Origin of the sequence: Cognatiluteimonas profundi, assembly GCF_009792795.1 — a bacterium.
GTDB lineage: Bacteria > Pseudomonadota > Gammaproteobacteria > Xanthomonadales > Xanthomonadaceae > Cognatiluteimonas > Cognatiluteimonas profundi.
Genome location: NZ_VKHQ01000003.1, coordinates 357,869 through 384,211 on the forward strand (window position 1 = coordinate 357,869; position 26,343 = coordinate 384,211).

Annotated in this window: 26 protein-coding genes and 2 tRNA genes; 16 read left to right on the forward strand and 12 right to left on the reverse strand. The window is 66.5% G+C overall.

Annotation, left to right across the window (positions count from 1 at the left end):
* Positions 1–151 precede the first annotated feature (151 nt).
* On the forward strand, positions 152–3,136 hold the full coding sequence (locus GST15_RS03595; protein WP_159015883.1) for an Rne/Rng family ribonuclease: 2,985 nt from the start codon (positions 152–154) through the stop codon (positions 3,134–3,136).
* 72 nt (positions 3,137–3,208) lie between these two features.
* Here GST15_RS03595 and GST15_RS03600 read toward each other — a convergent pair whose 3' ends face one another.
* Complete coding sequence (locus tag GST15_RS03600) at positions 3,209–3,856, reverse strand: response regulator (protein WP_159015884.1); 648 nt, start codon at positions 3,854–3,856, stop codon at positions 3,209–3,211.
* 99 nt (positions 3,857–3,955) lie between these two features.
* On the opposite strand from GST15_RS03600, the gene GST15_RS03605 reads away from it, so the two are divergent.
* A tRNA-Ser gene (locus GST15_RS03605) sits at positions 3,956–4,045 on the forward strand.
* A 46-nt stretch (positions 4,046–4,091) separates the two neighbouring features.
* Here the strand turns inward: GST15_RS03605 and GST15_RS03610 are convergent.
* The 3 genes from GST15_RS03610 to GST15_RS03620 all read right to left on the reverse strand — a co-directional run bounded on the left by GST15_RS03610 (position 4,092) and on the right by GST15_RS03620 (position 7,145).
* Positions 4,092–5,144 (reverse strand): EpsG family protein, encoded by a 1,053-nt coding sequence (locus GST15_RS03610; protein WP_159015885.1) that lies wholly within the window; start codon positions 5,142–5,144, stop codon positions 4,092–4,094.
* The gene (locus GST15_RS03615; RefSeq protein WP_159015886.1) at positions 5,144–6,016 is read right to left on the reverse strand and encodes a glycosyltransferase family 2 protein; all 873 of its coding nucleotides are present in this window, start codon (positions 6,014–6,016) and stop codon (positions 5,144–5,146) included. Before GST15_RS03615 ends, GST15_RS03610 begins: the two co-directional genes overlap by 1 nt.
* 103 nt (positions 6,017–6,119) lie before the next feature.
* Entirely contained in the window at positions 6,120–7,145 is a 1,026-nt protein-coding gene (locus GST15_RS03620) for a glycosyltransferase family 2 protein (protein WP_159015887.1), read from the reverse strand.
* A gap of 365 nt (positions 7,146–7,510) precedes the next feature.
* On the opposite strand from GST15_RS03620, the gene GST15_RS03625 reads away from it, so the two are divergent.
* From GST15_RS03625 to GST15_RS03635, 3 genes are all read left to right on the forward strand, one after another.
* Positions 7,511–8,443: a sulfotransferase family protein gene (locus tag GST15_RS03625; RefSeq protein WP_159015888.1), complete on the forward strand. Its 933-nt coding sequence runs from the start codon at positions 7,511–7,513 to the stop codon at positions 8,441–8,443.
* Between the two features lie 74 nt (positions 8,444–8,517).
* The gene (locus GST15_RS03630) at positions 8,518–8,964 is read left to right on the forward strand and encodes a potassium channel family protein (RefSeq protein ID WP_159015889.1); all 447 of its coding nucleotides are present in this window, start codon (positions 8,518–8,520) and stop codon (positions 8,962–8,964) included.
* 121 nt (positions 8,965–9,085) lie between these two features.
* Positions 9,086–9,160, forward strand: a tRNA-Val gene (locus GST15_RS03635).
* A gap of 116 nt (positions 9,161–9,276) precedes the next feature.
* Here GST15_RS03635 and GST15_RS03640 read toward each other — a convergent pair.
* Complete coding sequence (locus GST15_RS03640; RefSeq protein WP_159015890.1) at positions 9,277–11,007, reverse strand: ABC transporter ATP-binding protein; 1,731 nt, start codon at positions 11,005–11,007, stop codon at positions 9,277–9,279.
* Between the two features lie 51 nt (positions 11,008–11,058).
* On the opposite strand from GST15_RS03640, the gene GST15_RS03645 reads away from it, so the two are divergent.
* Positions 11,059–11,355 (forward strand): PqqD family protein, encoded by a 297-nt coding sequence (locus tag GST15_RS03645; RefSeq protein ID WP_199268705.1) that lies wholly within the window; start codon positions 11,059–11,061, stop codon positions 11,353–11,355.
* On the forward strand, positions 11,348–11,773 hold the full coding sequence (locus GST15_RS03650) for a lasso peptide biosynthesis B2 protein (RefSeq protein ID WP_159015891.1): 426 nt from the start codon (positions 11,348–11,350) through the stop codon (positions 11,771–11,773). The genes GST15_RS03645 and GST15_RS03650 overlap by 8 nt, the downstream gene beginning before the upstream one ends.
* Positions 11,774–11,801: 28 nt before the next feature.
* Here GST15_RS03650 and GST15_RS03655 read toward each other — a convergent pair whose 3' ends face one another.
* The gene (locus GST15_RS03655) at positions 11,802–12,905 is read right to left on the reverse strand and encodes a nucleotidyltransferase family protein (RefSeq protein WP_159015892.1); all 1,104 of its coding nucleotides are present in this window, start codon (positions 12,903–12,905) and stop codon (positions 11,802–11,804) included.
* 35 nt (positions 12,906–12,940) lie between these two features.
* Between GST15_RS03655 and GST15_RS03660 the strand changes: the two genes are divergently transcribed.
* The 3 genes from GST15_RS03660 to GST15_RS03670 all read left to right on the forward strand — a co-directional run bounded on the left by GST15_RS03660 (position 12,941) and on the right by GST15_RS03670 (position 16,262).
* Positions 12,941–14,899 (forward strand): asparagine synthase-related protein, encoded by a 1,959-nt coding sequence (locus GST15_RS03660; protein WP_159015893.1) that lies wholly within the window; start codon positions 12,941–12,943, stop codon positions 14,897–14,899.
* A 98-nt stretch (positions 14,900–14,997) separates the two neighbouring features.
* The gene (locus GST15_RS03665; protein ID WP_159015894.1) at positions 14,998–15,180 is read left to right on the forward strand and encodes a hypothetical protein; all 183 of its coding nucleotides are present in this window, start codon (positions 14,998–15,000) and stop codon (positions 15,178–15,180) included.
* Positions 15,181–15,272: 92 nt separating this feature from the next.
* Positions 15,273–16,262 (forward strand): hypothetical protein, encoded by a 990-nt coding sequence (locus tag GST15_RS03670; RefSeq protein WP_159015895.1) that lies wholly within the window; start codon positions 15,273–15,275, stop codon positions 16,260–16,262.
* A 142-nt stretch (positions 16,263–16,404) separates the two neighbouring features.
* On the opposite strand, the gene galE is transcribed toward GST15_RS03670, so the two are convergent.
* Positions 16,405–17,379 (reverse strand): UDP-glucose 4-epimerase GalE, encoded by a 975-nt coding sequence (gene galE / locus GST15_RS03675; RefSeq protein WP_159015896.1) that lies wholly within the window; start codon positions 17,377–17,379, stop codon positions 16,405–16,407.
* Positions 17,380–17,452: 73 nt separating this feature from the next.
* Here galE and fcl point away from each other — a divergent pair, with 73 nt between their 5' ends.
* Positions 17,453–18,415 carry a GDP-L-fucose synthase gene (gene fcl / locus GST15_RS03680; RefSeq protein WP_159015897.1) on the forward strand — a complete coding sequence of 321 codons (963 nt, stop codon included), beginning with the start codon at positions 17,453–17,455 and terminating at the stop codon, positions 18,413–18,415.
* Between the two features lie 298 nt (positions 18,416–18,713).
* Here the strand turns inward: fcl and GST15_RS03685 are convergent, their stop codons facing one another.
* From GST15_RS03685 to GST15_RS03695, 3 genes are all read right to left on the reverse strand, one after another.
* Positions 18,714–19,094, reverse strand: coding sequence for a hypothetical protein (locus GST15_RS03685; protein WP_159015898.1), 381 nt, complete (start codon positions 19,092–19,094; stop codon positions 18,714–18,716).
* A gap of 25 nt (positions 19,095–19,119) precedes the next feature.
* Positions 19,120–20,475 carry a phosphohexomutase domain-containing protein gene (locus GST15_RS03690; RefSeq protein ID WP_159015899.1) on the reverse strand — a complete coding sequence of 452 codons (1,356 nt, stop codon included), beginning with the start codon at positions 20,473–20,475 and terminating at the stop codon, positions 19,120–19,122.
* Between the two features lie 95 nt (positions 20,476–20,570).
* Positions 20,571–21,470, reverse strand: a complete 900-nt coding sequence (locus GST15_RS03695; protein ID WP_159015900.1) for an O-fucosyltransferase family protein — start codon at positions 21,468–21,470, stop codon at positions 20,571–20,573.
* Between the two features lie 217 nt (positions 21,471–21,687).
* Between GST15_RS03695 and GST15_RS03700 the strand changes: the two genes are divergently transcribed.
* The gene (locus tag GST15_RS03700; protein WP_159015901.1) at positions 21,688–22,740 is read left to right on the forward strand and encodes a GGDEF domain-containing protein; all 1,053 of its coding nucleotides are present in this window, start codon (positions 21,688–21,690) and stop codon (positions 22,738–22,740) included.
* Positions 22,741–22,771: 31 nt separating this feature from the next.
* Here the strand turns inward: GST15_RS03700 and GST15_RS03705 are convergent, their stop codons facing one another.
* Entirely contained in the window at positions 22,772–23,314 is a 543-nt protein-coding gene (locus tag GST15_RS03705; RefSeq protein ID WP_159015902.1) for a M48 metallopeptidase family protein, read from the reverse strand.
* A 74-nt stretch (positions 23,315–23,388) separates the two neighbouring features.
* Here GST15_RS03705 and GST15_RS03710 point away from each other — a divergent pair, with 74 nt between their 5' ends.
* Positions 23,389–23,943, forward strand: coding sequence for a DUF2058 domain-containing protein (locus GST15_RS03710; protein WP_159015903.1), 555 nt, complete (start codon positions 23,389–23,391; stop codon positions 23,941–23,943).
* A 14-nt stretch (positions 23,944–23,957) separates the two neighbouring features.
* On the opposite strand, the gene GST15_RS03715 is transcribed toward GST15_RS03710, so the two are convergent.
* Positions 23,958–24,782: a CHAD domain-containing protein gene (locus GST15_RS03715; protein ID WP_233263072.1), complete on the reverse strand. Its 825-nt coding sequence runs from the start codon at positions 24,780–24,782 to the stop codon at positions 23,958–23,960.
* Here GST15_RS03715 and GST15_RS12850 point away from each other — a divergent pair.
* The 3 genes from GST15_RS12850 (at position 24,705) to GST15_RS03725 (ending at position 26,255) form a co-directional block, all read left to right on the forward strand.
* Positions 24,705–24,938, forward strand: coding sequence for a hypothetical protein (locus GST15_RS12850; protein ID WP_233263088.1), 234 nt, complete (start codon positions 24,705–24,707; stop codon positions 24,936–24,938). The two genes, GST15_RS03715 and GST15_RS12850, sit on opposite strands and share 78 nt — an antisense overlap.
* 241 nt (positions 24,939–25,179) lie before the next feature.
* Positions 25,180–25,431, forward strand: coding sequence for a hypothetical protein (locus GST15_RS03720; protein WP_159015905.1), 252 nt, complete (start codon positions 25,180–25,182; stop codon positions 25,429–25,431).
* 104 nt (positions 25,432–25,535) lie between these two features.
* A complete protein-coding gene (locus tag GST15_RS03725; RefSeq protein WP_159015906.1) occupies positions 25,536–26,255 on the forward strand; it encodes a transposase in 720 nt (239 codons plus the stop codon).
* Positions 26,256–26,343: the final 88 nt, after the last annotated feature.

The following is a 26,343-nucleotide window of genomic DNA, read 5'->3' on the forward strand; positions in this document are numbered from 1 at the left end:
CGTGGTGTCGAAGCGCTGGAACACTTGAAGCAGCACCGGCGCACGCAGTGTGGCATGCCACCTGCGAAGGATTTACCAGCCGTGCTGCTTGCGGTATCCAGAGGCGAACGCCCCCGGCGTCGTCGCGAGCGAAAGCGCGTGAGGACGCAACATGAAACGCATGCTGATCAATGCGACGCAGGCAGAAGAACTGCGCGTCGCGATCGTTGATGGACAGACGCTGTACGACATCGACATCGAGCAACCGTCGAAAGAGCAGAAAAAATCCAACATCTACAAGGGCCGCATCACCCGGCTCGAGCCATCGCTCGAAGCCGCCTTCGTCGAATACGGCGGTGAGCGCCACGGCTTCCTGCCGCTGAAGGAAATCTCCCGCGACTACTTCCAGGCCGGCGTCGACCCCAACAAGGCGACGATCCGCGAACTCCTGCGCGAGGGCCAGGAAGTCGTCATGCAGGTCGACAAGGACGAGCGCGGCAACAAGGGCGCCGCGCTGACGACGTTCATCTCGCTGGCCGGCCGCTACATGGTGCTGATGCCCAACTCGCCCACCGCCGGCGGCGTCTCGCGCCGGATCGAGGGCGATGACCGCGCCGCGTTGAAGGAAGCCATGGACCGCCTGGCCATCCCCGATGACATGGGGGTGATCATCCGCACCGCCGGCGTCGGCCGCGATGCCGAAGAACTGCAGTGGGACCTGGATTACCTGCTCAGCGTCTGGAAGGCGATCGCCGATGCCGCGTTGACCAAGCCGGCACCGTTCCTGATCTACCAGGAATCGCGCCTGATCATCCGCGCCCTGCGCGACTACATGCGCGCCGATGTCGGCGAGATCCTCGTCGACACGCCCGAGATGTATGCCGAAGCGCAGGAGTTCGTGCAGCAGGTGATGCCGCACAACATGCGCAAGCTCAAGCACTACACCGACGACACCCCGCTCTTCAACCGCTTCCAGATCGAATCGCAGATCGAGAACGCGTACGAGCGCAACGTGCGCCTGCCCTCCGGCGGCGCACTGGTGATCGACCAGACCGAAGCGCTGACCGCGATCGACGTCAACTCCGCCCGTGCGACCAAGGGCGGCGACATCGAGGAAACCGCCTTCAACACCAACCTTGAAGCGGCCGAGGAAGTCGCCCGCCAGATGCGCCTGCGCGATCTCGGCGGCCTGGTGGTGATCGACTTCATCGACATGTCCTCCAGCAAGCACCAGCGCGACGTGGAGAACAAGCTGCAGAACGCGCTGCGCTTCGACCGCGCCCGCGTGCAGCTTGGCCGCATCTCGAAGTTCGGCCTGCTGGAGATGTCGCGCCAGCGCCTGCGTCCGTCATTGGGTGAATCCAGCCAGCTGATCTGCCCGCGCTGCGAAGGCCACGGCCGCATGCGCAGCATCGAGTCCCTGTCGCTCTCCATCCTGCGCGTGGCCGAAGAGCATGCGATGAAGGAAAACACCGGGCAGGTGCTGGTGCAGGTGCCGGTCGAGATCGCCAACTACCTGCTCAACGAAAAGCGTCGCGCCCTGGGCGAGATCGAACAGCGCCATGAAGCGCCGATCGTGATCGTGGCCGACGACCAGCTCGAGACGCCGCACTACGAAGTCACCCGCCTGCGCGAGAACGAACTGGGCGAGGAAGCCGCACGCCCGAGCTACCAGCGCGGCACGCCGCGCAAGCTTGCGACCATCGCCCTGACGCGCGCCAACCTCAACGTGCCGGTTGCCGCGGCGGTCACGCAGGTGCGGCCGGCGCAACCGGCTCCCGTGCGCGAACCGCGCGAGGAAGAAGCGCCGGCGCAGGTTGTCCAGGCGATGCCAGCCACGCCCGCGCCGACACATTCCGTCGGCATGGTCGAGCGCATCCTCCGCTTCTTCCGCGGCACGCAGCCGGCACCATCGTCCACTCCCGCACCCGCGCCCGCGCGTTCGGCGGACGGACGTGGCGGCCGCAACGATCGCAACGCGCAGCGCCGCGATGGTCGCGGCAAGCCGGCCCGCGATGGCCAGCGACGCGACGAGCAACGCCGTGACGAGCCACGTGGCAATCGTGCTCCCGCCAACGCCACGAACAGGCCGCAGGAAGCCAAGGCACCCGAGGCGCGTCCCGCCGACGGCAAGCAGGGCGATCGCAGCCGTGGCGAACCACAGCAGAAGCAGCAGCGGCAGCCACAGAAATCCGGTGAGCCGCGGCAGCAGCAGGCCAAGGCACAGGACGACACGCGCCAGCCCGCGCAACCGCGGGCTCCACGTCCGCCACGCGAGCCACGCGAACCGCGCGAGCCGATGGCAACCGAGCCCCGGGTGCCGCTGGTCGTTGTCGATGGCGTGGAGCCCGCAAGCATGACGTCGCCCGAGGGGGCGCTGGCAGTGAGCGACATCCAGGCCAGTGACGCAGGCATGCAAGGCGCGACCGCACCCGGTACGGATGCCGGCCAGGAAACAGCTGGTGAAGGTGGACGTCGACGTCGCGGTCGTCGTGGCGGCCGCCGCCGTCGTCGTGGAGCCGAAGGCACCGCTGCTGGCGAGACGACGGGCATGGAACATGACGAGGTCGGAAACGATGTCGCCGCCGCCCATCGTTCGCAGCCGGAATTCGATTTCGACGATGACGACGGTGCAGCCGCACCCCACCTCGCCATGTCGGAAGCCGTGGCAGCGCCTGTCGTGATCGGCGAACTCGTGGAGACGGATGCGGGCATCGCCAGCACGCCAAGCGCGGTCGAGCATGTCGAGCATGTCGAGCGTGTCGAGCAGGCACCCGTCGCCCCGATCGCGATTCACAGCCAGATGCAGCCACCCGCGGCGCCGACCGAGCCGGACATGGAGTCGACGCCTGTCACCGCGCCTGCGCCGGTGGATCGTGACGTCGCCGACATCGCCGGCTACCCGGTGGAACCGGCCGCCGTTGTCGAACCGTTCCTGCTGGAGCCGGCAACGATGGACGTCGCGCAGAGCGCTGCGATCGGCATGACCGAAACGGCGACGGCTGCCGACGAATCGCCCGCCGCGCCTGGCCTGTTCGATCTCGTCAATGCCACCCCGCCACCGGAATCGAATCCGGCCGATGCCGCCGCCAATGCGATCGCGCATGAGGCCGAGTCGACGGATATCGCGGAAGGCGAAGACAGGCGGAACGCCTGACCGCATCGCGCAACCGGGCATCCGGTTGCGCAAGACATCCAGCCCCGGGTCAGCCCGGGGCCGGATCAACGCCTACAGGGCGTTTGCAGGATCGGCGACACCGTATTGGCCGGCCAGCCTGGCCAGCGCGATGGTGTCGTGGATGCCAAGCTTCTCGAACAATCGCGTCTTGTGCGTGTTGACCGTCTTGGCGCTCAAGCTCAGTCGCTTGGCGATGTCTTCCTGGCGCAATCCCTGCGTCAGCAGCATCGCGACTTCCAGCTCCCGTGGCGACAACGCATCGAATGGCGACGCGTCGCCGTCGATACCGTACAAGGCCAGGTTCTGCGCCACGCTGCTGGCGAGATAGCGCTTGCCACGGGCGACATCGCGCACCGCCCGCAACAACTCGCTGGCATCGCCGCCCTTCCCCACGTAACCCGACGCCCCGATCTCGAGCAGGCGCTTGGGCATCGGCCCATCCTCCAGCACCGACACCACGATGACGCGCGTGCCGTGGTCGCCCTTGAGGATGCGTTCGGTCAATTCCAGGCCGCTCACACCAGGCAGATGCAGGTCGCACAACACGACATCGGGCTTGAGCTTGCGGATCTGCGGCAATGCATCCTCGCCACAGTCCGCCTCGCCCACCACCTCGATGTCGACTTCCCCCGACAGAATCATGCGCATCCCTGCGCGCACCAACGCGTGGTCATCGACCACGAAAACGCGGATGATCATCCTTGTCACCTCCGTTCATGTACCCGAATGGAGCGTAGTCGGCAGGCACCCCCGACCGCAAGCTGATCCGCACGGCCTCCGCTAGAATGGCCGGTCGCCGGAGAGATGGCCGAGTGGTTTAAGGCAGCGGTCTTGAAAACCGCCGTGGTAGCGATACCACCGTGGGTTCGAATCCCACTCTCTCCGCCACCCTTGCATCGCGCCTGCGCCGGTCCACCGGCGGCCATCGGACCGCTCAGATCACGATGCCCTTGCTGATGTAATAGTAGAAAACGCCGCAGGCCATGATCAGTCCGCACTGGATCACCGGCGCACTGCGCAACAGGGGCATGCGGCTGTGGCAAAGGACGGCCGCCAGCATCAAGGAGGCGGCTTGCCAGGCCGGCAACAGGTAGCGGTTGGAGAAGTAACCCCAGCCGAACATGAAGAACGGCAGCAGCATCACCAGGTAGACCGATGTACTGCGCTTGATGCCGTCCCGGTACGGTGCCTCGATCATGGGCGCCAGTGCGAACGGCAACACGTACCACGCGATCGAGAACATCGCGAAATCCACCCGCACGCCTGGGCTGAAGTAATGGTTCTGCGCGTACTCCATCACGATCGTGTAGAGCTGCGGCGACAGCGACTTCACCAGGTACATCGTCGTGCCCGAGCAGTACAGCAGCAATGCGATGGCCGCCACGCCGGCCAGCTGCCGGGGCCGCAGGAACAACGCAGGCGCGAAGGCGATGTAGAGAAGCGCCGAATAATGCAGCATCGAGGCCGCGGTGCCGATCAGCAGGAAGCGCCACCACTCGCGCCTCTGGAAGGCCATCAGCGCAGTGAAGACCAGCAAGGCGGACAGGCCCTGTCGTATGGCGTTGATCGAGGCGTTGACGAAGATCGGCGACAGCAGGAGGAACATCAGCGACGCGCCCAGGAACGTCACGTACCTGCAGGCAGCCCCCATGTAACGGTAGTACTCCCGGGTCGAGACGACGACCGTCGCCAGCAGCAGCGTGAACAGCGCAGCCTGGTAGCCGACAAGACCGACTCCCATCTTCTTGAGGAAAAGAGTGATGGCGACGAAGCCCGGCTCCAGCCGCGTTTCGAGCGGCTGCTGCATCACGCCGGCATAGAAGTCGGCATAGATCTTCGTATCCGTGCCGATCTCCAGTGGCCGCGTCGCCACCAGCCAGGTGGCAAAGGCAGCAACGGCCAGCAGCAGGAAGGCAGCCACGGCGTTTTCGGCCGTCGACCGCGCAACCTGCGTGGGAGACTGGAAGGCAGCGAGCTGGACGCTCATCAGGATGCCCGCGGCCGGCGAACGCCGACGATGCGACGACCCAGCGTCACCAGCCGGTGCCGCGCCAGGCGACACTCGAGGCTGGACCTGGCGAGGCCGTATTCGGCAAGGCTGATGCAGCCACGGCGATAGAGCTCGCGCCTGGATTCGCGCCCCGCCCGATGCCTGGCGCGGACATCCGTGCTCGACTCACCGGCGCCGCGCGGATGTTCATGGGCGACGCCCAGGACCTGGTTGATCTTCGCGCAACGATGACCGGCGAATGCGATCTCGCTCCACAGCAGGAAATCCTCCGACCTCCGCAACGATTCGCTGAATCGAAACGGAAGGTCCCTCCGCAGCACCACGGACAGGGTCTGGATCGGGTTGTGCAACAGGAACAACTCCTTGGGCAGGATCCGCGCCAGCAATGGGAATGTCAGCGGGGCATCGCGCGGGAAGGAGCGCTGCCGGACCTCCACGCAATGCGATATCAGCGCGATGCGGGGGTCTGCATGCAGTACGGCCATCTGCAGTTCCAGCTTGCTCCGGCACCAGATGTCATCGGCATCGAGGAAGGCGATGAACCGGCATCTTGCTGCCTGCCATCCGGTGTTTCGCGCGCATGAAGGGCCACCGTTCCGCCGCCGGCGGATCACCTTGATCCAGCCGTCGGGATGGCTGCTTGCGGCACGCCGGATCGCCATGCGCGTCTGCGGACCGCTGCCGTCGTCGACCAGCAACACCTCGGCTGGCAGCAGGGTCTGGGCGGCAACGGATGCGATGGCGTCGCCAACGGTGTGCGCGCAGCGATAGCAGGGAATCACGACGCTGACCGGCGCGAATTCCCGATCGGTGGGGAAATTCCGCATCTGCGTGATCACCGGCTGCATCCGCCACCTCCCTGTGAACCACCACGCCGCTGCGTCAACCAGCGCCCGGCGCGATCCGGATGCGACTGGGCGAGCGGGCCATGTCTTGCCAAGTGCGACGCATCTACCTGCTGGTGTCGTCGAGCGTCGAACATCGCTTCTCGCTTCCGACGGGCCACGCGGGGCCGAAGTCCGTATGCCTGCGCCCGGCGTTGAACGCCGGACCGTCGCGACGCTGCTGGGGGAGCGATTGCGACGATTCGAAATACGGCCAGACGAAGCAAGCCCTCGGCCGCCTGCGCCTGTTGGTGGTGCGCCGGCTCAGCATCACCAGGTTCCGCCGCATCCGGCGGCACCACCCGACGGGCCTGGAAATGTAGTGCTCGGCAGGACTGATCAACCCCTGCCGTCGCAATTCCTGCCGCACTTCCAATCCAGCCTGGTGCATTGCCCCGATGTCCGCGCTGAGTCCCCCAGCCCCGTAGGCAGGTTTGTGGGTTGCGGCCAGCACCTGGTTGATCTTGACGCACAGGAATCCGGACAGCGCGATCTGGCTCCAGAGCAGGAAATCCTCGACCAGCCGGAACTTCTCGTTGAAACGGAACGGTATGTCGGACCGCAACACGACCGAGCCCGTGCGGAACGGGTTGTGCAACAGGAATGCGCGCCTGTCGAGCGCCCGCGCGCGTAACGGATAGACCGGCGGTGGAGGTGGCAGCGACCGCTGGCGGACATCCATCCGGTGCGAGATCAGTGCGATGCCGGGATGGGCGCGCAACAACGGCATCTGCAGCTCCAGCTTGTTGGGAAACCAGGTGTCATCGGAATCGAGGAAGGCGATGTGATCATGGCGCGCACGCTGCCAACCAAGGTTGCGCGCACGCGCGGCACCGCCGTTGTGTCGCAGGGCAATGACCTTGATCCAGCCATCCGGATATCGCGACGCCAGTCGTTCGAGGCCTTCGGCGGTTCCGTCGCCACTGCCGTCGTCGACAAGCAGCACTTCGGCCGGCAACAGGGTTTGCGCAGCGATGGATGCCACCGTCGCGCCAACGGTCTGCATGCAGCGATAACAGGGAATCACGACGCTGACCGGCGCGGTCTTTCGGGCGGGGCTGAAAGTGGGCGGTTGCCTGGTGACGAACTTCATCGACATCGCACTCCATTGCCACAGTCGCTTCCTGCCGCAACCACCCACTTTCAGCTGCCTGGCAGCGTCAAGGCGTTTTCGACTGGCGCATTTTTTATTGCCGAGCTGTCAGCTCTGGTTAAGAAACTAACAATGCAGATGTGTTAGCCGCGTTAACGGCAGCAGGGTTTTTCCGACACCGGATGCAAGATGGCAACCGCTTGCCTGGTCGCATTTTCGTGAAGGACGTGTACGTGTCCGCTGCCCGGCAATATCCGCGTGGCCCTCCAGTTGAGTCGTGCATTCGCTTCACCTCGGCCAGCGCGCAGGACGTCGACACTCGTGCCGCACGGCAGGATGCAAACCGATCACCAGAGGGACCAGACATGAGTGCACGCATCGCCGCTCCGAAGCCGAACCTCTTCCTTGTCGGCGCCCCGAAAGCGGGGACGACATCGATCGACCAACTCCTGCGGGAGCACCCGGACGTCTTCCTGTCGCCGATCAAGGAGCCATGCCACTTCTGCACCGACGTGGCCGACCAGCTGTCGCAAAGCGTCCAGCGCAAACGGAAGTTCGATGTCGCCGCTTACCTCGACGCGTCCGAACGCAAGCTCGAAGGCCTGGCGTGGGTGGATTCACCCGGGCACTACGCGCGCCTGTTCGACGCTGCCGACGCCCAACCCGTCATCGGCGAGTGCTCGACGTTCTACCTGTCGTCGAAGGTCGCGGCGCGTGCCATCCACGACTACAACCCGGACGCCAGGATCGTGGCCTTGCTGCGCGACCCCTTGCAGCGGATCCGCTCGCATTACGAAATGGACCGCGTGCACGGCCTCACCGCGCGAAGCCTGACGTCGCTCATCGAGGAGGAACTCGCCCTGGGCGACGACGCGCATTGGGGGAACTGTTTCTACTACCTGGGCGCGAGCCGGTATGCGCCGCAGCTCGCACGCTTCCGCCAGTATTTTCCGCACGACAAGGTGCTCGTCCTGTCGTTCGAGTCATTGCTCGCCGATACCGAGGCCACCCTGCGCCAGCTGTACGCATTCCTCGGCATCGACGCGCTGCCGGAACTGCTTGCGCTCCCGTCGGCGAACAGGGGGCGCGCCGCCCGCTTTCCCGGCTTCAATCGCGCGCTGCATGCCAGCGGGCTGAAGCCGCTGGTGTCGGGACTGCTGAAAAGCGGGCTGTCGTCGCGGCTGGAGCAGCGGATGAAGTCCGCCTACTACCGCCGCGGCGTCCACGTCGTGTCGGACGAGGAAATGCAACGCATTGGACGCCTCCTGCGGGACGAGGGGCTGATGGCCGCGGCCTAGCGCCTTGGCCGTGCGGTCGTGCCGATGCCGCGACCGGTTAGGCTACGGCACGCACGGCAATCGGCTCGAGAACGATGGCACCTGATTTCAGCGTCAACCTGGCCGTGGTGCTGCTCACGGCCTTCGCGGTCGCCATCGCCGTCGGCCTGCACTACGAGGGCTTGAACTGGCTCGCGCGCCGACTGACCAAGCGCTCCCACGCGCGGCGACGGCGCGTGCTGCATGCGGTCATCGGCGCACTGATCCTGCACATCGCCGAGATCTGGGTGTTCGGCGTCGCCTACTGGCTGAGCCTTGCCCTGCCCGGCTCCGGCGGCGTGCTCGGTGCACCGGAGCACGGCCTGCTCGATACCGTGTACCTGTCGGCGATGACGTTCTCGACGGTGGGTTTCGGCGACGTGGCCCCGCATGGCCCGATCCGCTTCATCGCCGGCACCGAAGCCGTCCTCGGCCTGTTCCTGATCGCGTGGTCGGCGACCTTCACCTACTACGAGATGGCGCGGAACTGGCGCGAGCGCTGAGGCCCGAGCCGATGCGCGACGGATGCAACCGCTCCAGGGCCGAGGCCGCTGGCAGTCGCCCCGAAAATCCCGGAAGGACCCGGTTGGCCGGGCGCGAGGTCGCCGTTATACTGCGCGGCTCGGGCGGTTAGCTCAGCGGTAGAGCATTGCCTTCACACGGCAAGGGTCGCAGGTTCGAACCCTGCACCGCCCACCAGTCAAAACAAGCCTGTTTGCGAATCCGGCCCAGCGCCGGATTTTTGTTTGGGCAACCGCGGGGCGTTGGGGGACTGATCCCGCGATCACCCCGCCCGATATCGTTCTGGTCCAGCCTCAGGTCAACTCTTCCCGCAGATCGGCTGCGGAGGCGATTTCCCGCGGCGATGCCACCGGCTGGTGGCGTGCTGGCGATAGTTGGCCGTCCTCGAGTTGCAGGATGCGATCGGCCAGCGCCAGGGTCGTGGGGCGATGCGTGATCAGGATGACCGTCCGCTTGTGCAGCACGCTGCGGCACTGCTCGATGAACATGGACTCGGCGTCGGGATCGAACATCGCGGTGGCTTCGTCCAGGATCAGGACCGCCGGATCCTTGAGCAAGGCACGGGCCAGCGCGATGCGTTGCCGCTGCCCACCCGACAGCCGGATGCCCTGGTCGCCGACGATCGTGTCGTAGCCATCCGGCAACCCGCGGATGAAGCCATCGGCCAGTGCTGCGCCGGCCGCGCGCTCGATGTCCGCATCCGACGCGTCGACATCGCCGTAGCGGATGTTGTCCCGGACCGATGCGTTGAACAGCAGCACCTGCTGCGACACCAGGCCCACGTGCGAGCGCAGGTTGCGCAGGGTCAGTTCCTTCAGGTCGACGCCGTCGAGCGAGATGCGCCCGCCTTGCGGGTCCACCAACCGCAGCAGCAGATGCGCCAGGGTGCTCTTCCCGGCACCGTTGGCTCCGGTGATTGCGAGCGTTTCGCCGGCACGCACCAGCAGGTTCAATCCCCTGAACACCGGCGGTCGCCCGGCATGGGAGAAATGCAGGTCTTCCAGTGAAACCTCGCCACGCACGTCGCGCAGTTCGCGCGTGCCGTCGTCGGGTTCCGGCGCGTGGGCAAACACGTCCATCAATCGTCGCGCCGTTGCACGTGCCGTCTGCACCTGGCCGTAGACGCCAGCCAGCTGGCTGATCGGCTGCGCCAGCAACAGCCCGTACATCAGGATCGTGACCAGGTCGGCGGCCGTCATCGTCCCCCTGGCAACGCTTTGACTGCTGATCCACAACAGCGCCAAAACGAAGGCCGAGACAAGGATCCGTGCAATCGGTCCGATGGCGTTCTGCAGTCGCACCTGGCTCAACTCGATCCGCCGCAGCGCTTCGGATTGCGCGGCGTAGCGTCGCGACTCCGCGCGCTCGCCGGAGAACGCCTTGACGATCGGCAACATGGCGAGGTTCTGCTCGGCCAGCGCGGATTTGCGGGCTTCCGCCTCGATTTCCAGTCGTGCCAGCGGTCGCAGGCGGCGGCCTGTCCAGCGCAGTGCGATGTAGAACACCGGCATCAGCGCCGATACCGCCAGCCCGATCGCCAGGTCCACGCGCACCATCAGGACGAATGCGCCGACACAGGTGAGCAGCAGCGGCATCAAGGGCGTCACCGTGCCGGTGACGAAGTAACCGAGCCGATAGACGTCTTCGGTCAACAGCACCAGGACTTCCCCACGGCGACGCTGTTCGTGCCACTGCAACGGCAGCGATTGCAGGTGGTCGAAGACGCGCGTCGATGCATCGGCGACCAGGTGGGACGCCACGGATTGGGAGCGGACCGCCACCACGTAACCCAGGCAGGCCTGCATCGCGATCACGACAAGCCAGATCAACAACAGCGACGTGACCGGACGATCGCCCAGCAGCGCGGCGGAAAACCGCCCGGCCAGCCATGGCGTCGCCAGCGCCACCAGGCTCTGCGTGCACATCAACGCGACCATGGCGAGCAGGGCCAGCCGATACGGACGCACCAGCGCCAGCAGGAACCGCGCGTCCCGGCCCTCGCCGGCCGCCGGGTCTTTGCGCACTCCAGCATCTGCGCTTACGCTGGGCTCGTCGATGCCTCCAGGTTCCGCCAAGTGCGCTCTCCCCTCGCCCAGCCGCTCACGCTAGCATGCCGCGCGCAACCGTCCGCGCGGGTCCGGCTGCAGCAGACGGGCGATGAAGCCGTCCTGCTCGACCTGGCCAGCGAATATTATTTCGGACTCGATGCGGTGGGGACGCGCCTGTGGCGGCTGCTGGAACACGATCCGGGTGTCCGCAACGCATTCGACACACTCCTGGGCGAGTACGACGTTTCCGCGGACAGGCTCGAGCACGACCTGCTGGCCGTACTCGCGCAACTGGCCGATGCCGGACTCGTCACGATTGAATGACGGCGCACTCGCACGCTGGCGTGCATTGACGTGGCCTGATCGCGGGCGGCTGCTGGCACTGGTGTTGCTGCTTCCAATGATCGACCTGTCGCTGCGGGCTTTCGGGCTTGGCGTCACCAGGCGGCTGCTCGGGATCGACCGCGGACGCGTTTTTCCCGGCGTGGCAACGTCCGATGCCCTGGCCGGCGCCGATCGCCTCGCGGTCCTGGCGTCCATCGCCGGCAGGCGCGGCGTGTATGCCAACACCTGCCTGCGCCAGGCGCTCGCGATCCAGTGGTGGCTGCGGCGCCGCGGCTTGCCGGCGGAACTGCGGATCGGCGCGCACGTCGTCGCCGGCAGCCTGTTGGCACATGCGTGGGTGGAGCTGGACGGCCATGCGCTGGCGCAATCCAGCGAGTTGCCTCCGGTCTTTTCCTGAGCACGGGCGCCGCGGCACCCGGCAGGCGTCAACGCGATTTGTGCAGCAGGTGCACGACGCGTTCGCGCCACAGGCCGACCCATCCAGCGTCGCTGCCATACATCTCGCGCATGTGGGGGACCGTCGGGAACACCTTGCCCCAGATCCACGCCGCCCGCTGCGCCGTCGACGACAGCGCCTTGAGGTTCATGCGATGCATGTAGCGCCATTCGTGCAGGCGCTTGCCATCCACGCCATTGGCGTGGCGCGTTGCCTGCAACGCCGACATCGCGAAGCCCGGCGTGGCATCGCCAAACCAGGTTGCGGCCGCCTCCAGGCTCGCCGCGCACACGCCGCCCAGGCCGCGCTCGCGGCACAGCGTCACGACGGTTTCCCAGTCCGATGGCGCGAGCCCTTGCGCCAGCAGGTGGACGTCATGCAGCCATTTCAGGCTGTCGCCGACGCCGGTGTAGAGGTTGATGGCCCGATGCATGCCCGCGTGCAGCAAGGCATGTGCCGGCGACAGGCCGCGCGCGTGCGGCCCAAGCGCCGGCAACGGGATCGAAGCGGCAAGCAGCTCGTCGAAACCCAGCGACCGCGCAAACACCGGCGCATTGTTCAGGCCCCAATGCAGGTCGAGATCGAGCTGGATCGATCTGGACAGCGATCTCCTGCACACGAGTTCGTAGGCATGGCGACCTTGCGCATACCCATGATCGTAGCCATGGCCCTCAAGCAGGCGCTGGGCGCGGGTGACGGCATCGCGGGATGCGAACAGCAGATCGATATCGCTGCATTCGCGCAGGTGCGGTGCGGGATACAACCACCACGCCAGCGCCGAACCTTTCAGCAGCAGCACCGGGATCCCGGCTGCCGCCAGCACCGCCAGCACACGCTCGCATTCGGCTCCACGCAGCATCGCGATGGCGGTCGCGCCTTTCGCGGCTGCGGCGAATTCCACCCGCAGGGGATCGTCGCCAGCCCGCCCCTGCAGGCCTTGCGCAACCAGCGTCAGCACGCCTTCGGACCTGGCCAGTCGAATCGCATCCGCCACGTCGGCGAACGGAAATTCGTCGGCGGCACCCGCGCGGGCGCACAGCACATCGGCCAGCCATTGCCGGCGACGAACGACCCCCTGCGGCGATAAATCCATCACACTGATGCTAGCAGCACCACGCCAGCGGACCGATGCAAGGCATCTGCGGTTTCTTCCATCTCGACCAGCAACCCGCATCGCCCGCCACGCTGGCGAGGATGCGCGACGCCCTCGTGCGCACGGCCTGGTCAAGCGGCGAGACCCTGGCCGACGGCCCCGTCGCATTCGCCGGCGTGCATTGGGCAACCGGCGAGCGCGTGCATGTGCCCGCCCTGCTCACGCACGATCCGGCGAGCGGCTGCCACGTGGTCGCCGATGCGCGACTGGACGACCGCATCGATCTTGCCGGCGCGCTCGGCCTGTCGCCCGGCGATGCGCGGCAGGCCAGTGATGCCAGCCTGATCCTGCAGGCCTGGCTGCGCTGGGGCACTGACTGCGTCGATCGGCTTGAAGGCGATTTCGCCTTCGCCATCCACGATCCCCGCCGCGGCGGGCTGTTCCTCGCACGCGACCGAATGGGCGTGCGGCCGCTCCATGTGCATCTGGCGCCGGGGCAACTGTGCGTCTTCGCGTCGAGTACTTCGGCAGTGCTCGCGCATCCGCAGGTTCCCGCCACGCTCGACGAAGGCCGCATCGCCGACTTCCTCGTCACCCAACTCGAAGGCATCGACAAGTCGTCGACGTTCCATCGCGACATCCGGCGCCTGCCGCCCGCGCACTGGCTCGCGATCACGCGCGACGAGGTCCGCGAGCAACGTTACTGGTCGTTGCAGCGCATGCCTGCCGGGCAGCTGCCAACCACCGACGCGGGCTGGACGGACGCGCTGACCGATGCACTGGAGGCTGCCGTCGCACGCCACCTCGCCGGCCCGGAGCGGGTCGGCTGCATGCTCAGTGGCGGGCTGGATTCGTCGTCGCTGGCCATCATCGCCAACCGGCAACTTGCCGCGAGCGGGCGCGAGGCGCTGGCGACGTTCTCCAGCATCGACGGCAGCGACATGGATTGCGCCGAAACGCGCGCGATCCGCGCGATGCTCGACGTTCCCGGCTTCCAGCCGACGCTGGTCGACCATGCCCGACTCACCGCGCTGCGGCCACGGCTCCTGCGCTGCATCGACGACGCCGAGGAACCCTTCGATGTCGCGACGGCACTGCTGCACGCGCAATACCTGGCCGCCTCCGGCCAGGGCATCGATGCGGTGATGGATGGCCTCGATGGCGATTCGCTGTTCCTCGCCGGCGGTGGCCTGTCGCGCCAGCTGCGCAGCGGCCACTGGTTGGCGGCCTGGCACAACGCCTGCGGCCTGCAACGCATCCATGGCAAGGCATCCGCCCCCACCTGGCGCGTGCTCGGCACCGCCGCTCGTTCGGCGCTGCTGCCGAAGGCACTTCGGCCTGCGCTGCGGGCAATGCGCCGGGGACCGGACACCCGCCGCAACATCGCCATGTCGCTGATCGCACCGGAGTTCGCCCGGCGCACCGACCTGCGCGGCCGACTGGCGACACTGGCGGCGCAACGCTCGCCCGGTCCCGGCGCCGACGCGCCTGCCGAGGCCCTGCAGGCACTCGACCATGCCTACCTGACGGTCGCGCTGGAGCGCTATCACCGGGTCGCCGCCGCCCATGGCATCCAGCCGCGCCACCCGCTCACCGACCGGCGCCTGGTCGAACTGTGCGTCAACCTTCCCGATGCGCAGCGATTCGCCAACGGATGGAGCAAGGCCGTGCTGCGGCGAAGCATGCAGTCCCGGTTGCCGGCCGCCGTGTGCTGGCGCACGGGCAAACAGCACCTGGGCTGGTCCCTCAACCGCAAGTTGCGGGAGGGCGATCACGCGGCGCTGGGCGATCGGCTCGGCGCCGTCCGGGGTCTCCTGCAACCCTACGTCGACCTGTCCAGGCTCGATGCGGCGCTCGCCCGCCTGCGCGGCACGGGCGACGACCTGGCCGCCGAGTTGGTATTCGATGCCCTGTCGCTGGGCAACTGGCTGGATCGGAACGCCCACCGGGCACAGGCGACGGCGGTCCGATCGGAGCGTGAACCCGTCGTGTAGGAAAATACCTACCCGGTCGCAAAACGGCTATTCTTGTGACGCCGGTCCAGAATCCAGGGCACCGGCCTACCGCTCGACGAAGGCCACAGGGGGCTTGCGTGAACGACCAGGGCAACATTGACGTGACTACGTCGATCCAGAAGAACGATGCGCGCCAGCAGTACACCGCGCCGACACTCGTGACATTCGGCGCGATCCGCGATCTCACCGCGGGCGGCTCCAGCGGGAAGAGTGAACATGGCAGGCCGGGCGGGGGAGAACAGTTCGGGCATCGTGGGTAACTGCTGACGCTAGCGAGTAGCCGCACGGCTTTCGACCTGCGGTAGGTCTTCGACGCCGATTCCCGATGCCAGCATCGGGATGTGAGCATCCAGTGTCTGCAACGATCTACCACCACCGGTTCGCGGGCTTGCGGCTCGTGTCCGACCTGCACCTGCCCGAACTCCCCCGGGCAGCGCCGGACGCATGGGCGGATTTCCGCATCACCATCGCGCCGACGCCGGTCTTCCCGGCGATGGCCAGCGTCGATTGGCAACACGACTTCACCGACAACGACGGCGCCCATGCGTTCCGCTGCGTGCGCGTGGGTGGCGAATACGGATTCGACTTCCCCGGGGTGGCGCAAGCCTGGGTGACGCCGGACAACGGCATCGCGCTGTGGCAGCGCCACGACTCCACCATGGAATCGGTGCGCCACGTGCTGCTCGACCAGGTCCTGCCGCGCCTGCTCGCCCAGCGTGGACACATGGTGCTGCATGGTGCCGCGGTGCACACGCAGGACGACTGCACGCTGCTGATGATCGGCGACAGCGGCATGGGCAAGTCGACGCTGGCCGCCGCCTTCGGTCGCGCGGGGGCCGACGTGCTCAGCGATGACGGCGTACTGATCGCATTCGACGCCGCCAGCATCCATGCCGTGCCGTGCTATGCGGGCCTGCGGCTGTGGCCGGACTCGCTGGGCAGCGTGCTTGCCGATCGCGTCGCCGATTCCACCGCCATGGCGCACTACAACGACAAGCGACGACTCCTGCAGCCCGGGCCGACGCGCGCCAGCTATCCCATCGATGCGATCGTGCTGCTGCAACCATCGATCGACGCCAGCACCATCGCGATCCAGTCCTGCGCGACACAGGCCGCATGCATCGCACTGGTGGGCAATGCCTTCCAGCTCGACCTGGGTGACCACGGCAACCTCGTCGCACTGCTGGCGCGGGCCGCCGATGTCGTCCAGCGCGTGCCGGTGCTGTCGCTCGCCTACCCGCGCGACTACACAGCCCTGCCACGCGTGATGGAGCGCCTGCTGTCAGAGCTACATCAAGTCGCGCGTGCGCACGACAACGTGGCCTGCATCGCTCGTCGATAACACACACCGCATGGCGACGGCAAAACCGAGTCCGTAGCCCGGATAAGCGCAGCGCATCCGGGAATTCGAGGCCCCGGGTGCGCTGCGCTTACCCGGGCTACGTTTGCTCGGGCTACGTTGGGTCGGGCTTACGCCGCCAGGCTCAATACGGCTGCGCGCGATGCCAGCGCCAGGCGCTGGCGATGATCGGTTCCAGCGCGGTGTAGGCCGGCGACCAGCCGAGGACGCGTCGCGCTTTTTCGCTCGATGCGACCAGCACCGACGGATCGCCGGGCCGGCGCGGTTCGACGGTGTAGCCGATCTCCTGCCCGCTGACGGCCTGCGCGGCCGCGATGACTTCGCGCACCGAGAATCCATGGCCGTTGCCCAGGTTGAAGGCATGCGCGCCGGCGTTGTCATCCAGGTAAGCGAGCGCGAGCTGGTGTGCCTGCGCCAGGTCGTCGACGTGCACGTAATCCCGCACGCAGGTGCCATCGGGCGTGGGGTAATCGTCGCCGAAGACCTTCAAGGCCGGCCCGCTGCCCAGCGCCGCGCGCAGCACGTTGGGGATCAAATGCGTCTCGGGCTGGTGCGATTCGCCGATGTCGCCATCGGGACTGGCGCCGGCCGCATTGAAATAGCGCAGCGCCACCGAGCGCAGTCCATAGGCGCTTGCGGCGTCGGCCAGGATGCGTTCCACCATCAGCTTGCTGGCGCCGTAGGGATTGATCGGCGCCTTGGGATGGTCCTCGTCGATGCGTTCGGACACCGGCTGGCCGAACACCGCCGCCGTCGACGAAAACACCAGTCGCCGCACATCGTGCGCGCGCATCGCCTGCAGCAGGTTGAGCGTGCCGCTGACGTTGTTGGCGTAGTAGTCGTAGGGCTGGGCGATCGACTCACCCACCAGCGATCGCGCGCAGAAGTGCATCACCGCATCGAATCGGCGGCCGGCGAAGGCACGCTCCAGCGAGGCCGGATCCAGCAGATCGCCCTCGATCAGCGTGCCCCAGCGCACCGCCTCGCGATGACCGGTGGAGAAGTTGTCCAGCACGCTGAGCTCCACCCCGCCCGCGGCAAGCTTCTTCAGCATGTGGCTGCCGATGTAGCCGCCGCCCCCGCAAACCAGTACGTGCATCCTGCAGCCCCTGACAACGCGTAAAATCGCGGGCTGATTATCGCCCCGCAATTGCAATCGACCAAGGAATCCCATGCTCAAGGATGCAAGCATTTTCGTCGCCGGCCATCGCGGCCTCGTTGGCAGCGCCATCGTCAGGCGCCTGCGCGCGCAGGGATGCGACAAGCTCATCCTCGCCGGCCGCGACCAGCTCGACCTGCAGGACCGCGACAGCGTCGAGGCGTTCTTCATGGCGAACAAGCCCGAGGTCGTCTTCCTCGCGGCGGCCAAGGTCGGCGGCATCCACGCCAACAACAGCTATCCGGCTGAATTCCTGTTCGACAACCTGCAGATCCAGAACAACGTCATCGATGCCGCCTACCGCCACGGCGCGAAGAAGCTCACCTTCCTCGGCTCGTCCTGCATCTACCCCAAGCTGGCACCGCAGCCGATCAAGGAGGACTACCTGCTCACCGGCCCGCTGGAGCCGACCAACGAGTGGTACGCCATCGCCAAGATCGCCGGCATCAAGCTGTGCCAGGCGTATCGGCGCCAGTACGGCTTCAACACGATCAGTCTGATGCCGACCAACCTGTACGGCCCCGGCGACAACTTCGACCTCGCCAACTCGCACGTGCTGCCCGCGCTGATCCGCAAGTTCCACGAGGCAAGGCTGCGTGGCGACAAGCAGGTCGTGATGTGGGGCACCGGCACGCCACGCCGGGAGTTCCTGCATGTGGACGACCTCGCCGCCGCCTGCGTGTTCCTGACCGAGACCTACGAGAGCGAGGACATCGTCAACATCGGCGTCGGCGAGGACATCAGCATCCGCGAACTGGCCGAACTGGTACGCGAGATCACCGGCTACACCGGCGAGATCGTCAACGACACCAGCAAGCCCGATGGCACCCCGCGCAAGCTGCTCGACGTCAGCCGCCTGCACGGCCTGGGCTGGCAGGCGACGATTCCCCTGCGCGACGGCATCCAGGACACCTACCGCTGGTTCCTGGAACACAGCGCCGACGTCCGCGGGAATGCCGTCACTGGGGTGGCCTGACCCGGCCGCGCGTCTTCGCTCTTCAACAGAAGGTTGCAGCACTGCTTTTGCCACTGAAGATGCCGATATCGCAACCCGGGTCGCCCACCCGGAGGGCGGCGCACATGGATGTTCGCCGTTTTCAGTCGAGCCAGGATGGCGAGTCTGAAAATGGCCGATCCACCCGCAAACTGAGTGAGCCCTGATCGGGGAAGCGCCCTTTCTTTGGTTACTTTTCTTTGGGCACCATCAAAGAAAAGTAACTCGCCAACGGCGAAAGCGTTTCAGCGCCGCAGGCAAGGCGCAGATGGGCGCAGCGTCAACGCACGTCAGTCGAACCCGCGGCTTCATCACCTGATACAGCAACGCGCCGCCAACGTGTCCGCAACCACAGGCCGACCAGCGACAGCGCGAGTCCAACCTCGTTGGCAAATACGTCGTGCCACTCCACGTGCGGGAATCCGGCGATCCGCCACTGCGCAACTTCCAGCAGTGCGGCCAGCAAGCCGAGCGCGATGAAGACCCGGGCGCGAAGGCCAGCGAACCAGCCGAACCATCCGCCGATCGCGGCGAACAACGCGACGTGCACGATGGCGTCGCTGGTCGCTGCGTTGCCCGCACTGGGATGGTTCGGCAGGCAATAGACCGCCGACAGCACCAGCAAACCGATGCAGCCCATCGCCATGGCGAAGCGCGGCATCGTCAGCCCCGGCGCATCGAGACGTTCAACCGGCGGCCGCCATCAACTCGCGGATCTCGTCGACACGTTCGTCGACCAGCGCCGCGTTGCCACGCGATTCCACGTTCAGCCGCACCAGCGGCTCGGTGTTGGAGCTGCGCAGGTTGAAGCGCCACTCGCCGAAGTCGGCGCTCAATCCATCGGTGTGGTCGAGCGTGGGCGACAGTGGCGCGTAGCGGCGCAGCACCGCGTCGATCGCGGCCTTCGCGTTGCCGACGGTGAAGTTGATCTCGCCGCTGCAGGGATAACGGCGCATGCGGTCTTCCACCAGCTCGGCCAGCGATTGGCCGCTCGCGGACACCAATGCGGCGATCAGCAGCCACGGCACCATGCCCGAGTCGCAATAGGCGAACTCGCGGAAGTAGTGGTGCGCGCTCATCTCGCCGCCGTACACCGCGTTCTCCGCGCGCATGCGCTCCTTGATGAAGGCGTGCCCGGTCTTGCTCATGATCGGCACGCCGCCGGCCGCCTGCACCATCTCGATGGTGTTCCACACCAGGCGCGGGTCGTGGATGACCTTGCCGCCGGGGTGCCGCGCCAGCAGCGTCTTCGCCAGCAGGCCGACCAGGTAATAGCCCTCGATGAAGCGTCCGTCCGCATCGAAGAAGAAGCAACGGTCGAAGTCGCCATCCCACGCGATACCCAGGTCCGCGCCATGCGCGCGCACCGCATCGGCCGTCGCCGCGCGGCTGTCGGGCAGCAGCGGATTGGGGATGCCATGCGGGAAGGTCCCATCCGGCTCGTGCTGCACGCGGACGAAGTCGAACGGCAGGCGCGGCGCCAGCCCATCGATCACCTGCCCTGCCCCGCCATTGCCCGCGTTGGTCACGATCTTCAACGGCTTCAGCGCCGCGCCGTCGACATACGTGAGCAGGTGCTGCAGGTACGCCGACTTGTCCGGCATCGCACGCTCGCCTGCACGTGCTGTTGTCGGCAACGCATCCATCGACAGCGCCGCATCGCGGATCGCGAACAATCCGGTGTCGCCGCTGATCGGCCGCGCGCCCTCGCGCACCAGCTTCAGCCCGTTGTAATCCATCGGGTTGTGGCTGGCCGTCACCATCACGCCACCCGCCGCGCGCAGGTGATCGGTCTGGAAGTACACCTCCTCCGTCCCGCACAGACCGATATCGATGACCTCGCGCCCGGCCGAACGGAATCCGTCGGACAAGGCCGCCTGCAGCGATGGGCTGCTCAAGCGAACATCGCGCCCCAACACCACCGGGCCCGGCTGCAGCAATGCGGACATCGCCACGCCGATGCGGGCGGCGAGCGGTTCGTTGAGTTCATCGGGCACGCGCCCGCGGATGTCGTAGGCCTTGAAGGCGTTTGCGGCTGACATGTTGTCTCCTGAATTGCGTAAGGATAACAACAGGGGTCAGAGTGCACTTTCTGCCGGGCGGTTGCATGCGCTCGGCTGGCGCTACGTGCGCGACGTCAATGACCGGTATCACCGCAGCGGGACGCAAGGGCCAACGCCAGCTGCGCCGCATCCTTCGCTTCGTCCTCGAACACGCCGTCCCTGTAAAGCCGGGTCCGCAACTGGCCCGGGAACCAAACCACAGGCATGCGGCCGATGTAGGACGCCCATGCACTGAACGTCGAGCCCGATGCGATTAGGAAGCGCGAACGGCTCAGCGCCAGCATGTCAGCGATCGCACTGCCAAAACCCAGCCGGCGGCACCGTAGCATCGACAGCAGGGGGCCGAGCTCCCGGTCCGTTCCATCAGAAAACACGTAGGCCTGCAGGTCGGCGCCGCGCTGCGCCCTGACTCCACGCAGCATGTCCTGGTACCAGCGGATCGGGATCCGCGTATTCCATTTGCCGCGACGCAGGTCATCGTCCGATGCGGCCGATCCGAAATCCCCGAGCCGCACATGCAGGCAAACCGAGTCGCGAAAATCGAAGTCCAGTCCGCACAGGTGCCGGCTGCGCGTCATGCGCAACAGCCGGGCCTTGACCAGCGCATGCGCGTCCAGGATCGGTTCGAACAAGCCTTGCATCCCACGAAATTCGATGACGTCCCCATCGCGTGCGACGGCGGCATCGCCTTCGGGGACGCGCGGTGCGACCAACAGCGTCGCGATGCGGCCCGGGCCGGACAAGGCTTCCGGCAGGCGTTTGAACAGGCGCGGATACAGGCGCGCATCGGCTTCGCGCCGCAGCCATGGACTGATCCTGAGCTGGGGCCAGGTTGGCGAAATGAGCTGTTGCCCGTTGGCCTGTGCGTGCACCAGCGCGCGCGCCCAGGGGAAGAGCAGATTGCCAAGCCCGCGACCGAGCACGCGGAACAGCAGGAAGTCGTGCCCGATCAGTCGCGGATAGCAATAGATCATTTGCCTCGGCCGTCGAAACCCTCTGGTTCAACGGCAAGCCAGGCAAACGCGGGTCACAGTGCACTTCCGGAACTGGTGAAAGTGCAACCTGACCCCTGTTCACCATCCAGCAACCGGTAGACGTGCACCATGACTCGTGTTCAACGCCGCTGCCGCCCCCACCTCCTGTGTGCCCGGTGGTCGCCCAGGAGTCCGCTTGTCCAGTGCCGATGTTGTCTTGTCCGACCTGCCGTCCATTGTCGACGCGTCGTCGGCACTCGAAGCGGTCTCCCGCCCCCTGCTGCGCCTGGTCCAGCACATCACCGGCATGGAAACCAGTTTCGTCACCGCGATCGACTGGGAGGCGCAGCGGCAGGACGTGCTCTTCAGCCTGAACACCGGTGCGCTGCAGATCCCCGAGAAGCGCACCACCGACTGGAACGACTCGATGTGCCGTTCGATGTTCCTGGCCGGCCAGGCGACCAGCCATGACGTCGGCGGCGACGTCATGGCGACGCGCAATGCCGTCGCCATCGGCATGCGGAGCTTCTTCGCCGTGCCGATCCTGGACGGCGACAACGCCATCGGCACGGTGTGCGGCGCCAGTCGTCGCCAGATCCAGTTGCGCGACGACCAGCTCGATGCGCTGCAATGCATTGCCGACGCCTTGCATCAGTTGCTGCAGGTCGATCGCGACAAAACCCGCGCACTGACGCGGGCGACCACTGCCGAGCACGAGGCCCGGCAGGCACGCGACACCGCCGGCCAGCAGGCGATCGACTTCCAGCACATGGCACACCTGGCGCATACCGACGAACTCACCGGCCTGCCCAACCGGCGCGCGTTCGTCCCCCGCTGGGAGGACGCACTGGCGCGGTCTGGCCGACGTCATTTCGACATCGGCGTGCTGCTGATCGACGCCGATCGCTTCAAGAGCATCAACGACACGCTGGGCCACCTGGTCGGCGACGAGGTGCTCGGCGCGATCGGTGCGTCGCTACGCCAGACCACGTACCGGGAGGATCTGATTGCCCGCCTGGGCGGCGATGAGTTCGCCATGGCCGTCTGCAATGCCAGCCGCGACGACCTGATCACGCGGGCGCAGTCGATCCGACAACATTTCGCCGTCAGCGCCGCCAAGCTTGGCGTCGACACCACGCTGAGCATCGGCATCGCCCACAGCGACGACGGCCCACGCCAGCAGTTGCTCGATGACGCCGACCGCGCGCTGTATCGCAGCAAGGCGGCCGGAGGCGACCGCGCGACCGTCTTCACCCGCGACGACACCTGACAGGCAAACGCGGATCAGAGGCAAACGCGGGTCAGAGTGCACTTTCGAAACTGGTGAAACTGCACTCTGACCCCTGTTGTTCCCTCCCCACATCAAGGTGAGTCAGGTACAAGCGCAGATCGAGCTCCAGTTGGTGGTAGTCGGGCTCCATGTGCGTGCACAGATTGTAGAAAGACTTGTTGTGCCCGGCTTCCTTCAGGTGCGCCAGTTCATGCACCACGATCATCTTCAGGAACCCAGCGGGTGCATCGCGGAACACGGTGGCGATGCGGATCTCGCGGCTGGCCTTGAGCCTGCCGCCATGCACCCGGGAAATGGCGGTGTGGGTCCCGAGCGCGTGCTTCATCACCTGGAGCTTGCTGTCGTAGACCACCTTGCCCAGCGGCACCGACTTGCGCAGGTGCCGGTCCTTGAGTGCCTGGACGTAGTCGTACAGCTGGCCGTCGTTGCGCACGAGGTGGGACTCGCGGTACTTGTCGGCCAGCATCGTGCCCAGGCGGCCCTGCTCGATGAGTTCGTGCACCCGCGCCTGGATGTGGTGTGGGTAGCCGGCGAGGTACTTCAACGGTTCCATCGGCAGAAGGTGGACGTCGGGCGGCGGGGACGGTCGCTATGATGGGCCGGAAATCCTCCACAAGAAACGGCGACATGGCGAAGGGAAATCCGCTTCAGGAACAGTTGCTCAAGGCGGGCCTGGTCAAGAAGTCCAAGTTGGCCGAGGTGGCGCGCGAGCAGAACAAGGCCCGGCATGCCAAAGGCCCGTCCGAGCCTGCCGAAATCGCGCTGGAAGCCGAGCGCGCACGAGCCGACAAAGTCGAGCGGGACCGCGCGCTCGCCGCCGAGCGCAAAGCCCAGGCACGCACCGCTGAACTGCGCGCCCAGGCGCGGCAGATCATCGACGACAAGAAAGTGCCGCGCGCAGGCGAAGCCGAGTACCGCTTCACCGCCGACGGCGCCATCCGCACCCTGCTCGTCAACGACGACCTGCGCCAGAAGCTGTCCTCCGGCGCGCTGGTGATCGTCCGCCTGGGCGACCGTTACGAGTTGTTGCCGCGCGCGGCCGGCGACAAGGTGCGCGAACGCGATGCCAGCATGATCGTGCTCGATCACGGCCAGGACGCGGGCACCGGGCCATCCGCCGAAACCTCCGACGATGATGCGTATTACGCGCAGTTCCAGGTGCCTGACGACCTGACCTGGTAACCGGCAAACCCGGGTCAGAGTGCACTTTCGGAACTGGTGAAAGTGCACTCTGACCCCTGTTGTTCCTGTTGTTCACAAGCCTGCCAGTACACGCCGAACCGGGTGCACATGCGCGAAGGTTTTTCGGCGTAAACGCGCCGCGCGACGCCGAGTGCGCGACGCTCCAGCCGCGACATTTCCGGCCGCGTGAGTTCGCCGAGCCAGACCGGGTCGATCCTGTCGGCACCGCGCGATTCGTCGCCGAGCGCGATGGCGAGAACATGCAGGTCATGGTGCTCGCCCAGCCATTCGCCGAGCAGCTCCACTTCCTCGACGGCCGCGCCGATCGGGCGCTTCCACAGCGACTGCAGGAGCTCCAGGTGGAAGCGATGGTGCTTTACGTATTTCCGCAACTCGTGGAAATTGTCGGCGGTCGGTTCGTCGATGACCTGTGCAAGGCGCTGCCGCCCTAGGCGGTACGTGTGGGCGAACCCGTCCGAAAGCGCGCAGAACCCGTGCTTCTCAAGGGTCCAGGCCGACAGCCGGTCGCGCTGGCGGTCGAGTCGATCGAGGGCGCGCTGCACGGCGACCGCCTCTTTCCGCATGACCGTGTCGGACTGCTGCACTCCCGCAAGCCATGCCTCCGCCCGCTCCAGCTCGGGCACGGCATAACGCTGCGCATCGCGTTGCCGCAGCCGCGCCAGGGCATCGCGGTGTGCGGCGACATCCCGCAGCGCCGCCAGCTCGCGTCCGGCGTCGCGCACCACCCGCTGTTCCCGCGCATGGTCGGGGAACGAGCCCCGCACCAGCCGCAGAAGAGCCTGCTGTTTCTTGCAGTGCCTGCGGATCTCGTGCGCGATGTCGACGCCCGTGGCCTGCGCCGCATCGTGGCAGAGCCGGATCTGCTCGAGCGCGATGGCACGGAACTCGACGTCGACGGGCTCACGGAAGCGGAATCGGTAACCCATCGGCGAACGGTATCAATCACCTGGCGCCGGCGGGTGAAGCGCGGGTGAGACTGCGTGGATGCGCATGGCCGCACGCCATCCATGGAGAACGAGCGCAGCGGTCGACGCGCGTTGCCGCCACGGCGTCAGTCGATGCGGTCTGCCTGCTTTGGGTCGGAAGCGGTCCATCGCCGGCTCCGGCCGTCAAGGCAGCTCAACGTCCGTTATCGGCAATGAGCGACATGGCTCGACGGGACGTCCTAATGCGCCGTGTACAAAGCACCAACACGCAACGCCGTATGCTGACCCGATGAATCTTGAACCTGGTCAGTTGTGGAACGACGAGAGCGGTCACGCGCGCATCTGCGGCGTGGTACCCGTGGAAGGCGTGGAGTACGCGGTGCTGTTGCGGACGCGCGGATCCGGTGGGCGGAAACGTCGCCCGTTCCTCTTTCCGGTTGCATCGCTGCTGGCTGGCGATGATGGCTGGCGCCTCGTGGAGGAGCCGGCGCCGCCTTCGCCGGGCGGCGCTTGCCTGCCAATCAACGGCGTCCATCATTAACAACAGGGGTCAGAGTGCACTTCCCACCAGCCGGGCTGAATCCCGACAGACACCGGCCCCGATGACCGCGACGCTTGCGCAACCTCCACGGACAAGGATGTCCGATGCCCAGGCAACCCAGGCTCGATCTGGCGCGCGTGCCCCAGCACGTCGTCCAGCGTGGCAACGACCGACAACCCTGCTTCTTCGCACCGGTCGACTACATCCGCTATCAGGACGAGCTGCGCGAGATCGCCTTGCGCGAAGGCTGCGCGGTGCATGCCTACGTCCAGATGACCAACCATGTGCACCTGTTGATCACGCCAACAGAAGCCGGCCAGGTGAGCCGCGTGATGCAGGCGCTCGGCCGGCGCTACGTGCGCTACGTCAATGACCGCTATCACCGCACCGGCACGCTATGGGAAGGCCGCTACAAGGCCTGCCTGGTCGACAGCGACACGTACCTGCTGCGCTGCCATCGCTACATCGAACTCAACCCCGTCCGCGCCGCGATGGTCGCCGACCCCGGCGATTACCCGTGGTCGAGCTTCGCGTGCAATGCGCTGGGCCGCACCGACCGACTGATACGACCGCATCCGGCCTACACCGCCCTTGATACCGACCCCGCCGCCCGATGCGCGGCCTACCGCGAACTGGTCATGGTCGACACCGACCCCGCCGAACTGGAAGCCATCCGCCTATACCTGCAACGCCAACACGCGCTGGGATCCCAGCGCTTCCGCGCCGCGATCGAAACGCAGCTATCCCGACGCGCAGGACCCGCCCGCATTGGGCGGCCGCGCACGGCGAAAGGATCTGTCGAAGTTGGGGAAAGTGGAACCTGACCCCTGTTTCGCCCCTGCTTATCTATTCACTTCATGCACCAGTCAATCTCCATCAAAACCGCAGAACTCGCACGATATCCCCAAATCG

What these genes read in the sequence shown, in the direction of transcription:
- GST15_RS03615 (WP_159015886.1), bottom strand. Translation starts at nt 6,016, where the DNA reads ATGCAGCCGGTGATCACGCAGATGCGGAATTTCCCCACCGATCGGGAA.
- galE (WP_159015896.1), bottom strand. Translation starts at nt 17,379, where the DNA reads ATGCACGTACTGGTTTGCGGGGGCGGCGGCTACATCGGCAGCCACATG.
- GST15_RS03660 (WP_159015893.1), top strand. Translation starts at nt 12,941, where the DNA reads ATGCAAGGCATCTGCGGTTTCTTCCATCTCGACCAGCAACCCGCATCG.
- GST15_RS12850 (WP_233263088.1), top strand. Translation starts at nt 24,705, where the DNA reads ATGGTCGGGGAACGAGCCCCGCACCAGCCGCAGAAGAGCCTGCTGTTT.
- GST15_RS03600 (WP_159015884.1), bottom strand. Translation starts at nt 3,856, where the DNA reads ATGATCATCCGCGTTTTCGTGGTCGATGACCACGCGTTGGTGCGCGCA.
- GST15_RS03685 (WP_159015898.1), bottom strand. Translation starts at nt 19,094, where the DNA reads ATGCCGCGCTTCGCCATGGCGATGGGCTGCATCGGTTTGCTGGTGCTG.
- GST15_RS03630 (WP_159015889.1), top strand. Translation starts at nt 8,518, where the DNA reads ATGGCACCTGATTTCAGCGTCAACCTGGCCGTGGTGCTGCTCACGGCC.
- GST15_RS03595 (WP_159015883.1), top strand. Translation starts at nt 152, where the DNA reads ATGAAACGCATGCTGATCAATGCGACGCAGGCAGAAGAACTGCGCGTC.
- GST15_RS03720 (WP_159015905.1), top strand. Translation starts at nt 25,180, where the DNA reads ATGAATCTTGAACCTGGTCAGTTGTGGAACGACGAGAGCGGTCACGCG.
- fcl (WP_159015897.1), top strand. Translation starts at nt 17,453, where the DNA reads ATGCTCAAGGATGCAAGCATTTTCGTCGCCGGCCATCGCGGCCTCGTT.
- GST15_RS03705 (WP_159015902.1), bottom strand. Translation starts at nt 23,314, where the DNA reads ATGGAACCGTTGAAGTACCTCGCCGGCTACCCACACCACATCCAGGCG.
- GST15_RS03695 (WP_159015900.1), bottom strand. Translation starts at nt 21,470, where the DNA reads ATGATCTATTGCTATCCGCGACTGATCGGGCACGACTTCCTGCTGTTC.
- GST15_RS03620 (WP_159015887.1), bottom strand. Translation starts at nt 7,145, where the DNA reads ATGAAGTTCGTCACCAGGCAACCGCCCACTTTCAGCCCCGCCCGAAAG.
- GST15_RS03725 (WP_159015906.1), top strand. Translation starts at nt 25,536, where the DNA reads ATGCCCAGGCAACCCAGGCTCGATCTGGCGCGCGTGCCCCAGCACGTC.
- GST15_RS03710 (WP_159015903.1), top strand. Translation starts at nt 23,389, where the DNA reads ATGGCGAAGGGAAATCCGCTTCAGGAACAGTTGCTCAAGGCGGGCCTG.
- GST15_RS03610 (WP_159015885.1), bottom strand. Translation starts at nt 5,144, where the DNA reads ATGAGCGTCCAGCTCGCTGCCTTCCAGTCTCCCACGCAGGTTGCGCGG.
- GST15_RS03655 (WP_159015892.1), bottom strand. Translation starts at nt 12,905, where the DNA reads ATGGATTTATCGCCGCAGGGGGTCGTTCGTCGCCGGCAATGGCTGGCC.
- GST15_RS03690 (WP_159015899.1), bottom strand. Translation starts at nt 20,475, where the DNA reads ATGTCAGCCGCAAACGCCTTCAAGGCCTACGACATCCGCGGGCGCGTG.
- GST15_RS03625 (WP_159015888.1), top strand. Translation starts at nt 7,511, where the DNA reads ATGAGTGCACGCATCGCCGCTCCGAAGCCGAACCTCTTCCTTGTCGGC.